Genomic DNA, 13,169 nt, shown 5'->3' with positions numbered 1-13,169 from the left:
ACAATGGATATATAAGAAACGATTATAGGAGGAAGACTACTATGGCAATTGTTGATGTATCGATTATTCCAGTAGGAACAGGTAATCCAAGTGTTAGTGAATATGTAGCAGAAGTACAAAAGGTGCTAGAGAAAAATGCAGATCGCGTGAAGTATCAATTAACACCGATGAATACAATTATTGAAGGAGATCTTCCTGTCATTCTAGAAGTAATTCAACAAATGCATGAAGTTCCATATACGAAAGGTGCACAGCGTGTTGCAACAACGATTCGTATTGATGATCGTCGTGATAAAGTAAGCACAATGGAGAAAAAATTAAACTCTGTTCGATCAAAATTATAAGAAAAAGCAGCGATCTTCGCTGCTTTTTTCATATAGGAGGTAAATAAGATGAGTGAAAAGTTTAACGAGCAGTTTGACGGTTTACTAGAGAAATACACTGAGCTGTTACTTGGCGAGAGTAATGAAGAGCGAAAAGAACAGGTAAAGAAGTGGGCACTTTATTCTTACATAGCGAAGACGATGCCAGCTTTAGTGAAGCATTGGAATGAAACTTATCCAGATGCGAAAGAAGAGATGGTGCAGTTAATTACGGATATTAAAAGGCTGAATGAAGAGAAGCGAAATGAGAAGTAAATAAAGTGAAACTTTAATCAGTGGGGGTCTTACTGCCCGGCAAATAGCGGGATAAACTTAGGTGATGCTACTTTAAGTTTTTCTTATTAATATCCTTATATAATTTACATGGAATATTAAGGGGTTTTATAGGCCTGTCGAATATTTTCGGTATGCCTATTTTTGCCCTAGTAAACCCGTTTTTTCTAAATGTCGAAAAATATTCCCTTCATATTTACATGCGAGAATATAGGTTTTTAAATGTTTTTATAGTATTTTATAAATTATCTAAATAATTATTTGTATCCAATAATTTTAAACAATGATATAATTTTGAAGAGGGGTAAAAAACAGATAAATTACAGTCATAGGGGTGAATTACATGGAACAATTAATGCGAAATTCGTTTCTTTTCTTATCTAAAAATAAAGCGCTAACAAAACTGGCTAAAAAGTACGGTTTACGCTTTGGTGCAGGTCGCTTCGTCGCAGGGGAGACGATTGAATTAGCGACAGCTGCCATTCAGGCATTAAATAAGCAAGGTCTTTGTGTAACAATCGATTATTTAGGTGAATTCGTTGATAATGAAGCGGAAGCAAATGAAATGGCTAACCAATCGATTGAAGCGATCCGTGCAATTGGAAGAGAAGGTCTTGATTCGCAGCTTTCTTTAAAGATGACTTCTATGGGATTAGATATCTCTGATGAAATCGTAATGAACAATATGCGCCGTATTTTAGAAGCTGCAAAAGAAAATGGTGTGTTCGTTACAATTGATATGGAAGATTATACACGCTGCGGAAAGACAATTGATATCTTTAAACAGTTAAAATCTGAGTACGATAATATTGGTACTGTTATTCAAGCTTACCTATATCGTACAGAAAAAGATATTGAGGACTTAAATGCTTATAAACCTAATTTACGTCTTGTAAAAGGAGCTTATAAAGAACCTGAAGAAGTGGCGTTCCCGGACAAGAAAGATGTAGATGACAATTATAAAAAGATTATTAAAATGCACTTATTAAATGGAAATTATACTGCAATTGCTTCACATGACGAAGCGATTATTGAATATACAAAAAAACTTGCTGAAGAACATAATATTCCAAGGGATCAATTTGAATTCCAAATGTTATATGGTATTCGTAATGAGCGTCAACTTGAGCTAGTAAAAGAGGGTTACAAAATGCGTGTTTACGTACCTTATGGAAACGACTGGTATGGATATTTCATGCGCCGTCTAGCAGAGCGTCCAGCAAACGTTGCGTTCGTATTAAAAGGTATGGTTAAAAAATAACCAAGGAGAAAATACTCCTTGGTTATTTTAATTGCTGAAATGCATAATGTGCCATTTTCTTCGTATCAGGATATAGTTGCGCGCGAGTAGAAGATAATACGACGTTAATGACGCGTTTACCGTCTTTTTCATCCACTGTTACGACTGTATATTTGCCAAGTGCCGATAGACCGCTTTTACTTCCAATCGCATATGGATCGTTATATAGTTCTTCTCGTCCGTAGTTTGCGATGTTTGGAGAGCGTTCTGAAGTATGTAGAGTTGTACGTGTTGAATTCATATATTCTAAAACAACTGGATACTTTAATGCTTCTTTCGTAATAATAGCAATGTCATATGGCGATACTTTATTTCCAAGTGCATCAGCACCACTTGCGTTCTTGAAAGTCGCATGCTTTGTACCGAGTTCCTTCGCTCTAGCATTCATCATTTTCACAAATTCATTTTTTGATCCTGCGATATGTTCTGCAATTGATTCAGCTATTGGATCTGCACTAATGATAAGCATAAGTTTTAATGCCTCATCACGCTTTAATTTTTCTCCAGCACGAAGTTTAATTTTCTTGCTTTGACTTTCTGTTTTAATTGCGTTTTCTGTAACTGTAATTTCTTCATCTTCTTTTACATTCTCTAGTAAAAGAAGGGTTGTCATCATTTTGGCTATACTAGCCGGATAAGAGCGTTCGTCTTCACGTTTCCCATACAAAATTTCACCTGTGTCTGCATCGATTGTAACTCCGTATTGCCCAGTAATATTAGGTTGATCAGCTCTTACAGATTGTTGCCTTTGTGCATAAGAGAAGAAAATCATCCCTGTAAATAGTGTGGCAATCATTACAATCATAACTATTGTTCGTTTCATCATCGTTCCCTCTTTTGTTTTCCATATGTACAAATAAATTGGGCAGAAAAAGCAGCCATTAATCATTATGCCACGTTCTCTGCCCAAAAATATAGCGTTATTTTTCGCCCATATTATGCTTCTTATATTGTTGATTATTACTTTGGCGTCCTTTTTCAACACCGTGATTATGCGGACCTGCATTTCCAGTTACACTAGCTGCACTAATTCCAGCCTTTGAAGGGTTCTTCTTAAGTTTTGCCATATATATTCCTCCAGTTTCGTCAGATTATAAAAAGGAAAAGTGCATTTAAACAAAGAAAATACACATGTATAGCATAGCCAAATGAAAGAAAAATACTTATTTCAGAAAATTTTATCAATAAATATATTGCGAAAATTTAAACAGTATCATATATTTATTAGTAGAGGCTCACTCATTGATTGCGACTTATGTCGAAAAATTGAATGAGCATTCATTCAAGAATAGGGGGAGAATTGGATGTTCCAAATTAAAAAGGCTGCTGTTCTAGGTTCAGGCGTAATGGGTTCAGGGATTGCGGCACACTTAGCTAATATTGGTATTCCGACATTATTGCTTGATATTGTACCACCTGCGCTAACAAAAGAAGAGGAAGCGAAGGGACTTACATTAGAACATAAAAGTGTGAGAAATCGTTTTAGTAATACGGCTGTGCAAAAATTATTAAAGCAAAAACCAGCTCCTCTGACAGTGAAAGGAAATTTAGCACTGATTGAAGCAGGTAACTTAGAAGATGATCTTGAGCGTCTAGCTGATGTAGATTGGATTATTGAAGTAGTAGTTGAAAACTTAGATATTAAAAAGAAATTATTTGAAAAAGTAGACGCTGTTCGTAAACCGGGTTCTATTGTAAGCTCGAATACGTCAGGCATCTCAGTTGAAAAAATGGCAGAAGGTCGTTCAGACGACTTCCAGAAACACTTCTTAGGCACACACTTTTTTAACCCACCACGATATTTAAAACTTCTAGAGGTAATACCGACGAAAGAAACAGATCCACAAGTATTAAGCTTCATGAAACTATTTGGCGAAGACGTTCTTGGAAAAGGCGTTGTTATCGCAAAAGACACACCAAACTTTATTGGAAACCGCATCGGTACGTACGGTTTATTAGTAACTCTTCAAGAGATGATAAAACGCGGCTATAGCATTGGGGAAGTTGATTCTGTAACAGGCCCACTTATTGGTCGTCCGAAGAGCGCGACGTTCCGTACATTAGATGTTGTCGGTTTAGATACATTCGTACACGTTGCAAATAACGTATATGAAAACGTACAAGAAGAAGAGCGTGATGTATTTAAAGTACCAGCTTTCATGCATGACATGCTTGAGAAAAAATGGCTTGGAAGTAAAACGGGTCAAGGCTTCTTCTTAAAACAAGGAAAAGAAATTTTAGAATTAAATCCTGAAACGATGGAATACGAAGCGCGTAAAAAATTAAAAGCTGCATCCGTAGAGTTAAGTAAACAAGAAAAAGGATTAGCGAATAAATTGAAAGCGCTTGTATACGCGAAAGACCGTGCAGGAGAGTTGTTATGGAACATCATTACACCAACTCTTTTATACTCTGCAAAACTTCATAAAGAGATTGCTGACGATATCGTTGCAATTGACCAAGCGATGAAGTGGGGCTTCGGCTGGGAGCAAGGGCCATTTGAAGTGTGGGATGCAATCGGCGTTGAAAAGTCCGTTCAAAAGATGGAAGAAAACGGCGTAGTTGTTCCGACTTGGGTGAAAGAAATGGTAGAGAAAGGTTTCACTACTTTCTACAAACATGATAACGGAGATAGCTACTATTACGATAATGGCGAATATAAGCTAATCGAACGTAATAAAAAGGCAATTTCTCTTAAACAATTAAAAGCGAAAAATGGCGTATTAAAGAAAAATAGCGGAGCGAGCTTAATCGATTTAGGCGACGGCATCCTTTGCTTAGAATTCCATTCGAAGAGCAATGCAATCGGTATGGATATTACGCAAATGATTAACTACGCTGTTGATGAAGTAGAAAAGAATTATAAAGGTCTTGTTATCGGTAACCAATCGAAGAACTTCTGCGTTGGTGCGAACCTAGCAATGATCTTAATGGAAGCACAAGATGACAACTACTTTGAAATTGAGTTGGTTGTGAAAAACTTCCAAGATGCAATGACGAAAATTAAGTACTCTTCTAAGCCAGTTGTAGCAGCACCATATGGTATGACGCTTGGCGGAGGTACAGAAGTTTGTTTACCAGCAGCTAGCATTCAAGCTTCTAGCGAAACGTATATGGGCTTAGTAGAAGTTGGTGTTGGCTTAATCCCTGGCGGAGGCGGTAATAAAGAGCTATACATTAAACACTTAAATAAAATGCCAAACGGTGTAGAGTTTGACCTGCAAAAAGTTGCGAATAAAGTGTTCGAATCTGTAGCGATGGCGAAAGTTTCTACGTCAGCACAAGAAGCTGTATCGAACAACTTCTTAGGCGATAAAGACGGTATTAGTGTGAATGGTGATCACTTACTATATGATGCGAAACAGAAAGCACTTGCTTTATATGAAGCTGGCTATAAAGCACCAATCCGTAAAAAGATACCAGTTGTTGGTGAAACAGGATATGCAACTCTTGTACTTGGTGCAGAAGCAATGCATTTATCAGGTTACATTTCTGAACATGATCTTCACATTGCGAAGAAACTTGCATATGTCATTGCGGGCGGAAAAGTACCGTACGGAACAGAAGTTGATGAGCAATATTTATTAGATGTAGAACGTGAAGCATTTATTAGCTTAGTGAGTGAGATGAAATCACAAGCAAGAATGCAGCACATGCTTGTAAAAGGAAAGCCATTACGTAACTAATAACGAGGGGAGATATCGTTCATGAGAGAAGCTGTCATTGTTGCGGGAGCAAGAACACCAATTGGAAAAGCAAAGAGGGGTTCATTAAAAACAGTTCGTCCTGACGATCTAGGGGCATTAGTAGTAAAGGAAACGTTAAAGCGTGCGAATTATGAAGGACCAATCGATGATTTAATTTTCGGTTGTGCGATGCCAGAAGCAGAGCAAGGTTTAAATATGGCTCGTAATATCGGCGGATTAGCAGGACTTTCTTACGATGTTCCAGCTATTACGATTAACCGTTACTGTTCTTCAGGTTTACAAAGTATCGCTTACGGAGCAGAGCGTATTATGCTTGGTCACTCTGAAGCTGTATTATCAGGCGGGGCAGAATCAATGAGTTTAGTTCCAATGATGGGACACGTTGTTCGTCCGAATAGTCGCCTTGTAGAAGCAGCTCCAGAATATTATATGGGTATGGGACATACAGCAGAGCAAGTTGCTGTGAAATATGGAATTTCTCGTGAAGAGCAAGATGCATTTGCAGTAAGAAGTCATCAACGCGCTGCGAAAGCATTAGCGGCAGGTAACTTCGCTGATGAAACAGTATCTGTAGATGTAACGTTACGTACTGTTGGATCAAACAATAAACTGCAAGAAGAAACAATCATTTTCGCACAAGACGAAGGTGTAAGAGCAGAAACGTCGCTAGACATTTTAGGTAAATTACGTCCAGCATTTAACGTTCGCGGTTCTGTAACAGCTGGTAACTCTTCACAAATGAGTGACGGTGCAGCATCTGTACTATTAATGGATCGTGAAAAAGCAGTGAGCGATGGCATGAAGCCGCTTGCGAAATTCCGTTCATTTGCAGTAGCTGGCGTACCACCAGAAGTAATGGGAATCGGCCCAATCGCTGCAATTCCAAAAGCATTAAAACTAGCTGGCTTAGAGCTATCTGATATTGGCTTATTCGAACTAAATGAAGCATTCGCTTCTCAATCAATTCAAGTTATTCGTGAACTTGGTTTAGATGAAGAAAAAGTAAACGTAAACGGTGGTGCAATCGCACTTGGACATCCACTTGGTTGTACAGGAGCAAAACTAACACTATCTCTTATTCACGAAATGAAACGCCGCAACGAACAATTCGGTATCGTAACAATGTGTATCGGCGGCGGAATGGGAGCAGCGGGAGTATTTGAATTACTTTAAAAAGTGCAGGTGGTTCGTTTAGAACAGGAGGGCGTTGGAAGCCCTGACGAAGAGGCGTTTTTTGCCTCACAGGAAGGGGTGAAACGACCGACTGTTCTAGCCACTGGAACTGGATTATGAAAAAAAGTGTAAGCGGCTCCCTCAGAATGTGAGGGGGATGGAGCTTCAGACGTAGAGGCGCTCTTTGCCTTGCAGGAAGAAGCGAAGCCACCGAACATTCTAGCCGCTGGAACTAGATTATAAAAAGTGGAAGTGGTTCGCTCAGAACGAGACGACGCTAAAGCAAAGAATGGAAGCAACCAAGGTTTATAAAAAATAAAATTGAGAGCCAGCTTCTTTCAAAACGGAAGAAGCGGCTCATGAAAATATGAAGGAGGAAATTTTCATGGAAAAAACAGTAGGAAATGCGGTTAAAGGCGGTAGCTTTTTAGTAGATGAGATTACGATTGATCAAGTGTTTACGCCAGAAGATTTTTCATCTGAGCATAAAATGATTGCAAAAACGACAGAGGACTTTATCGTAAATGAAGTTCTTCCAGAGCTTGAATATTTAGAACAACATGAGTTTGATCGTTCTGTTCGTCTTTTAAAAGAAGCTGGGGAGCTTGGTTTATTAGGCGCTGACGTACCAGAAGAGTACGGCGGGATTGGTCTTGATAAAGTAAGCTCAGCGTTAATCGCAGAGAAATTCTCTCGCGCTGGCGGTTTTGCAATTACTCACGGTGCTCACGTAGGTATCGGATCGTTACCAATCGTATTATTCGGTAACGAAGAGCAAAAGAAAAAGTATTTACCATTACTTGCAACTGGTGAAAAATTAGCTGCATACGCATTAACAGAGCCAGGTTCAGGATCTGACGCATTAGGCGCAAAAACAACTGCACGTTTAAATGCAGAAGGTACACATTACGTATTAAACGGTGAAAAACAATGGATTACAAACTCTGCATTCGCTGACGTATTTATCGTGTATGCAAAAATTGATGGAGAGCACTTCTCAGCATTTATCGTAGAGAAAGAATATGCTGGCGTATCTACAAGCCCAGAAGAAAAGAAAATGGGTATTAAATGTTCTTCAACTCGTACGTTAATTTTAGAAGATGCATTAGTACCGAAAGAAAACTTACTTGGTGAAATCGGTAAAGGTCATATTATCGCTTTCAACATTTTAAATATCGGCCGTTATAAATTAGGTGTTGGTACAGTTGGATCTGCGAAACGTGCAGTAGAAATTTCAGCACAATATGCAAACCAACGTCAACAGTTCAAGCAACCAATCGCTCGCTTCCCATTAATTCAAGAGAAACTTGCGAATATGGCAGCAAAAACATATGCAGCTGAAAGCTCTGTATATCGTACAGTAGGTTTATTCGAAAGCCGCATGAGCACATTATCTGAAGAAGAAGTAAAAGACGGTAAAGCAGTAGCGGCTTCTATCGCTGAATATGCAATCGAGTGCTCTTTAAATAAAGTATTCGGTTCTGAAGTACTAGATTATACAGTAGATGAAGGTGTTCAAATTCACGGTGGTTACGGATTTATGGCAGAGTACGAGATTGAAAGAATGTACCGCGATTCTCGTATTAACCGTATTTTCGAAGGAACGAACGAAATTAACCGCCTAATCGTACCAGGTACGTTCTTACGTAAAGCGATGAAAGGTGAATTACCACTTCTTCAAAAAGCACAAAAATTACAAGAAGAGTTAATGATGATGATGCCAGAAGAAGTAGGCGATGAGCCATTAGCACTTCAAAAGTATTTAGTAACTAATGCGAAGAAAATTGGTTTAATGGTAGCTGGATTAGCGGCTCAAAAATACGGTAAAGCATTAGATAAAGAGCAAGAAATTCTTGTGAATATCGCTGACATCGTAAGTAACCTATACGCAATGGAATCAGCTGTTCTTCGTACAGAAAAAGCAATTAAAACAACTGGTCTTGAAAAGAATAAACAAAAAGTGTTATACACTGAAGTATTCTGCCAAGAAGCATTTAACGAAATCGAAGCAGATGCGAAAGAAACACTTATCGCAGTTGAAAACGGCGACATGCTGCGCATGATGTTATCATCATTACGTAAATTAACTCGCCACACACCACTTAACGTAATTCCAAAGAAACGTGAAATCGCTGCGAAAATTTTAGAAGATGAGCGTTATACAGTTTAATAGATGAAAGAGAACCAGTAGCCGATTGGCTACTGGTTTTTTATTGCTGAATTCTTGAATAAAGCTGTATTACATATGTATGTGTAAACAGCTCTTTTTATGGAGGTAAAGAAGATGAAGGTAATAAGCGTAGAAACAGTTCATCAAATCGCATTTTTACCGCGTCTATTTCCAATTAACTGTTACTTCGTTGAAGAAGAGACAGGATTAACTTTAATTGATGCGGCTTTACCGATTTGTGCAAAGAAGATTTTACAATCAGCTCGGAAAATAGGAAAACCGATTACGAATATCGTTATTACACATGCGCATGATGACCATGTAGGAGCACTTGATGCGATAAAGCAAGAGATGCCCGATGTTCCAGTCTATATTTCTAAGAGAGATGCAAGTTTACTTGAAGGAGATTTGTCATTGCAATTAGGAGAACCAGGCAAGCAGGTAAAAGTGGGTGTGTCAAAAAAGATAAAGACGATTCCAGATATTCTTCTTCAAGAGGGAGATAAAGTTGGTTCTCTTGTAGCGATTGGAGCTCCAGGTCATACACCGGGATCAATGGCGTTTTTAGACACAAGAAATGATGCACTCATTGTTGGAGATGCGTTTCAAACGAGAGGAGGATTAGCGGTAGCAGGACAGTTGAAGTGGCTTTTCCCGTTTCCTATGTTTGGTACGTGGGATGCAGAAGTTTCATTAGCAAGCGCGCAGAAATTGCTGGAGTATAAGCCGTCTTTATTGGCGACAGGACATGGGAAAATGATTGAAAATCCGTTAATACAAATGCAACGGGCGATTGAAGAAGCGGAAAGGAATTTAAGTAAAAAGAGCCTCTAATCGTTTAGAGGCTCTTTTTACTTAAATGATTATTTAGCAGGTTTTAGAAATGTATATATTGCTAATACGAAATTGAAAAACGTAAATACGAAAGGGTCTTGGCTTGGATCAGAATCATAAGTTTCTTGGCTTTTTGTAAGAAAGTCGTGGATTTTCATAATCATTGCTCCTTTGTGTTTAGTGTGTAAAGTTTATAAAAGGGTATTTTTAATTAAACTAATACTTACTAATAGAGTCGCACTAATAAATAGTAAGAAAAATGTAGTGTTACGATTTTTATAATCTTTAAGTGCGAAAAATAGAAAACAAATGAGAAATAACATATGTAAAGGTATAGAGGTGAATAGTGGTTTTAAAGTTAATACATCAATTAGTAATTTTATATATAGGATAGTGTAAATGATGAAAAAGATAACTTTAAATGTTCTTTGCATAGGCACCTCTTCTTAATATATTTGTAAATTATCAAGGTAACATAAGGGGGGGAATTGTATTTTTCTGTAATTATAACATTTATTTGTATTTATAAATAGATGTGATGGATTTGAAATGTAAGAAAGCTTTTTAATGAATACGATTTGAAAAAAACAGAATACTAAAGAAGAATGAAAGAAGAAAGGTAGGAGTATTCCATGCAAAATTTAACAGAGCTTGAAGTAGAAAATTTACGTCATTTGATCGGTGGACACGCAACAATTATTAACAAGTTGGAGCAGTATGCACAAACGTGTACAGATCCACAATTGAAACAAATGTTACAAAAGGATGCGCAAGATGCACGAAATACGAAACAGCAATTAATGACTTTCCTAGGATAGGAGGAAGCGGAACATGAATGAAAAAGATATGGTAAATGATTATTTAGCAGGATTAAATGCAAGTTTAACAAGCTATGCAAATTATATTGCTCAGTCTGATAATGAGCAGTTACATCAAACGTTAATTCAAATTCGTAATCAAGATGAGATGCGCCAACGTAATATGTATGAGTACGCAAAGCAAAAAAGTTATTACAAACCGGCAGCACCTGCGAATCCAATGATTGTGCAGCAATTAAAAAGTCAATTAAGTGCGGAATAACGGGATGACAAAAAACGGGCGAATGAAGTCGCTCGTTTTTTGTTTTGAGCATGTCAATAAATATAAAATAAATATTTTTCCAGTTGTAACAAATATGACGAAAATGGAATATGACAATTCACAAAAAGGACAAACACTTTGATCAATATTTCACAAAGTATCCATGGTTTCTATCGTGAGAACCTCTATAATTAGGAGTGTAAAGAGCAAAAGAAATAGATTATATGATCAATTAGGAGAGATTGCTATGAAAAGACATACAAGAAAAATTGCAATTATCGGTACTGGATTAGTTGGATCAAGTTGTGCGTATTCTATTGTGAATCAAGGTATTTGCGAAGAGCTATTATTAATTGATATAAATCATGAACGTGCAGTTGGGGAAGCAATGGATTTATCACATTGCATTAACTTTACAAATACAAGAACAAAAGTATATGCAGGAAGCTATGAAGACTGCAAAGATATGGACATTGTTATTATTACAGCAGGGCCAGCACCAAAACCTGGACAAAGTCGCTTAGATACTTTAGGAGCGAGTGCGAAGATTATGGAAAGTGTTGTTGGCGGCGTAATGGAAAGTGGATTTGATGGTATTTTCTTACTTGCATCGAACCCAGTTGATATTATTACATATGAAGTGTGGAAATTATCTGGATTACCTAGAAATCGCGTAATCGGTACTGGTACATCACTAGATTCTTCTCGCTTAAGAACAATTTTATCTGAAATGCTACATGTAGATCCTCGTAGTATTCATGGGTATTCATTAGGAGAACATGGTGATTCTCAAATGGTTGCTTGGTCTCATGTAACTGTTGGTGGAAAGCCAATTCTGCAAATTTTAGAAGAACAAAAAGAACGATTTGGTGAAATAGATTTAGATGAAATTGTTGAGAAGACTGCAAAAGCTGGCTGGGAAATTTATAAACGTAAAGGAACTACTTATTACGGGATTGGAAATTCTCTAGCATATATTGCGAGTTCAATCTTTAATGATGATCACCGTGTCATTGCTGTATCAGCCATTTTAGATGGTGAGTACGGTGAATATGATATTTGTACAGGAGTACCAGCTATTATTACTAGAGATGGTATAAGAGAAGTTGTAGAACTCAATTTAACAGAGGATGAAGAATCTCGATTCGCAAAATCAAACGATATTTTACGTGATTATATGAAAACAATTGGTTACTAACTTATAGAAGAAGGTGAAACAAATGAAGGAATATATAATGTCTCGTGTATTTAAAGCATCTGCTGGAATCGCACAAGGTATTTTCGTATCCCTCGGAATTGGTTTACTGATCGAAAATATAGGAAGAATTGTTGATATACCATTACTTATTACAATCGGAGTTGTTGCAAAATCACTAATGGCACCGGCAATTGGTGCCGGAATTGCTTTTATGCTCGGTGCAAACGGTCTTGTAATCTTCTCGGCGATGGTAGCCGGAGCGATTGGTGCCGGATCCATTTCAATTACTGAAGCTGGTCTAATTATTAAAACAGGTGAGCCAATCGGTGCATTATTAACAGCAACTTTAGCTGTATATATTGGTAAACGTTTAAGCGGAAAAACTGCGTTAGATATGATGCTCGTTCCATTTGCAGCAATATTAGGTTCTGGTTTAGTTGGTATTTGGTTATCTCATAATATTACTCCTGTTTTAAATGCAGTTGGAGCGTTTATTAAAGATAGCTCAGCTGGTAGTCCGTTTATTGCTTCTATCGTCATTGCAGTCGTTTGGGGGCTATTACTTATCTCTCCAGCTTCATCAGCTGCGTTAGCAATTGCACTTAGCTTAGACGGTGTTGCAGGTGGTGCTGCTCTTGCTGGATGCGTCGCTCAGTTTATCGGATTCTCTGTCATCTCAGCGAAAGAAAACAATTTAGGTGGCATATTAGCTCAAGCACTTTGTACTCCGAAAGTACAGTTGCCAAATATCACTAAAAACCCGATGATTCTCGTTCCAACTGTCGTCGCCAGTGCTATAGTCGGTCCAGTATCAGCATTAATTTTCCAACTGGAAGCAGGAAAGGAAATTGCAGGTCTTGGATTAAGTTCTCTTATCGCACCAATTAATTTAATTTCCAGCGAAGGATGGGAAGTTCTCCCGGCGATGGTAATTACTTATATCGTCATTCCAGTAGCTGTTTCTTATATACTTTACATTGCTCTTAAAAAAGCAGGTCGTATTCATTCTGGTGATATGACTGTACCGCAATCTTAAATTGAAAATCTCCTT

Annotated in this window: 14 protein-coding genes; 11 read left to right on the top strand and 3 right to left on the bottom strand. The window is 37.7% G+C overall.

The features are described 5' to 3' along the window. Positions 1-41 precede the first annotated feature (41 nt). The 3 genes from MHI26_RS25800 to MHI26_RS25790 all read left to right on the top strand — a co-directional run bounded on the left by MHI26_RS25800 (position 42) and on the right by MHI26_RS25790 (position 1,917). Positions 42-344, top strand: coding sequence for an MTH1187 family thiamine-binding protein (locus MHI26_RS25800; protein WP_001018860.1), 303 nt, complete (start codon positions 42-44; stop codon positions 342-344). Positions 345-392: 48 nt separating this feature from the next. Beyond that, positions 393-638 (top strand): YusU family protein, encoded by a 246-nt coding sequence (locus MHI26_RS25795; RefSeq protein WP_001290588.1) that lies wholly within the window; start codon positions 393-395, stop codon positions 636-638. Between the two features lie 361 nt (positions 639-999). Beyond that, complete coding sequence (locus MHI26_RS25790; RefSeq protein WP_061666025.1) at positions 1,000-1,917, top strand: proline dehydrogenase family protein; 918 nt, start codon at positions 1,000-1,002, stop codon at positions 1,915-1,917. Positions 1,918-1,939: 22 nt separating this feature from the next. Here MHI26_RS25790 and MHI26_RS25785 read toward each other — a convergent pair whose 3' ends face one another. Together MHI26_RS25785 and MHI26_RS25780 are read right to left on the bottom strand one after the other, a co-directional pair. After that, on the bottom strand, positions 1,940-2,779 hold the full coding sequence (locus tag MHI26_RS25785; protein WP_000831484.1) for a D-alanyl-D-alanine carboxypeptidase family protein: 840 nt from the start codon (positions 2,777-2,779) through the stop codon (positions 1,940-1,942). A gap of 97 nt (positions 2,780-2,876) precedes the next feature. Next, positions 2,877-3,023, bottom strand: coding sequence for a YuzL family protein (locus tag MHI26_RS25780; protein ID WP_002034611.1), 147 nt, complete (start codon positions 3,021-3,023; stop codon positions 2,877-2,879). A 237-nt stretch (positions 3,024-3,260) separates the two neighbouring features. Here MHI26_RS25780 and MHI26_RS25775 point away from each other — a divergent pair, with 237 nt between their 5' ends. The 4 genes from MHI26_RS25775 (at position 3,261) to MHI26_RS25760 (ending at position 9,840) form a co-directional block, all read left to right on the top strand. Continuing rightward, positions 3,261-5,642 (top strand): 3-hydroxyacyl-CoA dehydrogenase/enoyl-CoA hydratase family protein, encoded by a 2,382-nt coding sequence (locus MHI26_RS25775; RefSeq protein WP_061666024.1) that lies wholly within the window; start codon positions 3,261-3,263, stop codon positions 5,640-5,642. Positions 5,643-5,663: 21 nt separating this feature from the next. Then, positions 5,664-6,836 (top strand): acetyl-CoA C-acetyltransferase, encoded by a 1,173-nt coding sequence (locus MHI26_RS25770; RefSeq protein WP_001206339.1) that lies wholly within the window; start codon positions 5,664-5,666, stop codon positions 6,834-6,836. Positions 6,837-7,221: 385 nt separating this feature from the next. After that, positions 7,222-9,006: an acyl-CoA dehydrogenase family protein gene (locus MHI26_RS25765; RefSeq protein WP_000416287.1), complete on the top strand. Its 1,785-nt coding sequence runs from the start codon at positions 7,222-7,224 to the stop codon at positions 9,004-9,006. A 114-nt stretch (positions 9,007-9,120) separates the two neighbouring features. Further along, entirely contained in the window at positions 9,121-9,840 is a 720-nt protein-coding gene (locus MHI26_RS25760; RefSeq protein ID WP_000864823.1) for an MBL fold metallo-hydrolase, read from the top strand. Positions 9,841-9,869: 29 nt separating this feature from the next. Here MHI26_RS25760 and MHI26_RS25755 read toward each other — a convergent pair whose 3' ends face one another. Further along, complete coding sequence (locus tag MHI26_RS25755) at positions 9,870-9,998, bottom strand: hypothetical protein (RefSeq protein ID WP_000690679.1); 129 nt, start codon at positions 9,996-9,998, stop codon at positions 9,870-9,872. Between the two features lie 474 nt (positions 9,999-10,472). Between MHI26_RS25755 and MHI26_RS25750 the strand changes: the two genes are divergently transcribed. The 4 genes from MHI26_RS25750 to MHI26_RS25735 all read left to right on the top strand — a co-directional run bounded on the left by MHI26_RS25750 (position 10,473) and on the right by MHI26_RS25735 (position 13,154). Continuing rightward, entirely contained in the window at positions 10,473-10,658 is a 186-nt protein-coding gene (locus tag MHI26_RS25750; RefSeq protein WP_001180555.1) for a hypothetical protein, read from the top strand. Between the two features lie 13 nt (positions 10,659-10,671). After that, a complete protein-coding gene (locus MHI26_RS25745) occupies positions 10,672-10,920 on the top strand; it encodes a spore coat protein (RefSeq protein ID WP_001002987.1) in 249 nt (82 codons plus the stop codon). A gap of 247 nt (positions 10,921-11,167) precedes the next feature. Continuing rightward, positions 11,168-12,118, top strand: coding sequence for an L-lactate dehydrogenase (locus MHI26_RS25740; RefSeq protein ID WP_000820650.1), 951 nt, complete (start codon positions 11,168-11,170; stop codon positions 12,116-12,118). Between the two features lie 22 nt (positions 12,119-12,140). After that, positions 12,141-13,154: a PTS transporter subunit IIC gene (locus MHI26_RS25735; RefSeq protein ID WP_000666168.1), complete on the top strand. Its 1,014-nt coding sequence runs from the start codon at positions 12,141-12,143 to the stop codon at positions 13,152-13,154. Positions 13,155-13,169: the final 15 nt, after the last annotated feature.

The organism is Bacillus sp. FSL K6-1218 (assembly GCF_038006445.1).
Classification (GTDB): Bacteria; Bacillota; Bacilli; order Bacillales; family Bacillaceae_G; genus Bacillus_A; species Bacillus_A thuringiensis_S.
This window is presented reverse-complemented; position numbering and strand designations above follow the sequence as displayed.

Excerpts from the sequence above, each read along its gene's own strand:
- MHI26_RS25780 (WP_002034611.1), bottom strand. The coding sequence starts at position 3,023 with ATGGCAAAACTTAAGAAGAACCCTTCAAAGGCTGGAATTAGTGCAGCT.
- MHI26_RS25735 (WP_000666168.1), top strand. The coding sequence starts at position 12,141 with ATGAAGGAATATATAATGTCTCGTGTATTTAAAGCATCTGCTGGAATC.
- MHI26_RS25785 (WP_000831484.1), bottom strand. The coding sequence starts at position 2,779 with ATGAAACGAACAATAGTTATGATTGTAATGATTGCCACACTATTTACA.
- MHI26_RS25800 (WP_001018860.1), top strand. The coding sequence starts at position 42 with ATGGCAATTGTTGATGTATCGATTATTCCAGTAGGAACAGGTAATCCA.
- MHI26_RS25750 (WP_001180555.1), top strand. The coding sequence starts at position 10,473 with ATGCAAAATTTAACAGAGCTTGAAGTAGAAAATTTACGTCATTTGATC.
- MHI26_RS25790 (WP_061666025.1), top strand. The coding sequence starts at position 1,000 with ATGGAACAATTAATGCGAAATTCGTTTCTTTTCTTATCTAAAAATAAA.
- MHI26_RS25775 (WP_061666024.1), top strand. The coding sequence starts at position 3,261 with ATGTTCCAAATTAAAAAGGCTGCTGTTCTAGGTTCAGGCGTAATGGGT.
- MHI26_RS25795 (WP_001290588.1), top strand. The coding sequence starts at position 393 with ATGAGTGAAAAGTTTAACGAGCAGTTTGACGGTTTACTAGAGAAATAC.
- MHI26_RS25755 (WP_000690679.1), bottom strand. The coding sequence starts at position 9,998 with ATGAAAATCCACGACTTTCTTACAAAAAGCCAAGAAACTTATGATTCT.
- MHI26_RS25740 (WP_000820650.1), top strand. The coding sequence starts at position 11,168 with ATGAAAAGACATACAAGAAAAATTGCAATTATCGGTACTGGATTAGTT.
- MHI26_RS25765 (WP_000416287.1), top strand. The coding sequence starts at position 7,222 with ATGGAAAAAACAGTAGGAAATGCGGTTAAAGGCGGTAGCTTTTTAGTA.
- MHI26_RS25760 (WP_000864823.1), top strand. The coding sequence starts at position 9,121 with ATGAAGGTAATAAGCGTAGAAACAGTTCATCAAATCGCATTTTTACCG.
- MHI26_RS25745 (WP_001002987.1), top strand. The coding sequence starts at position 10,672 with ATGAATGAAAAAGATATGGTAAATGATTATTTAGCAGGATTAAATGCA.
- MHI26_RS25770 (WP_001206339.1), top strand. The coding sequence starts at position 5,664 with ATGAGAGAAGCTGTCATTGTTGCGGGAGCAAGAACACCAATTGGAAAA.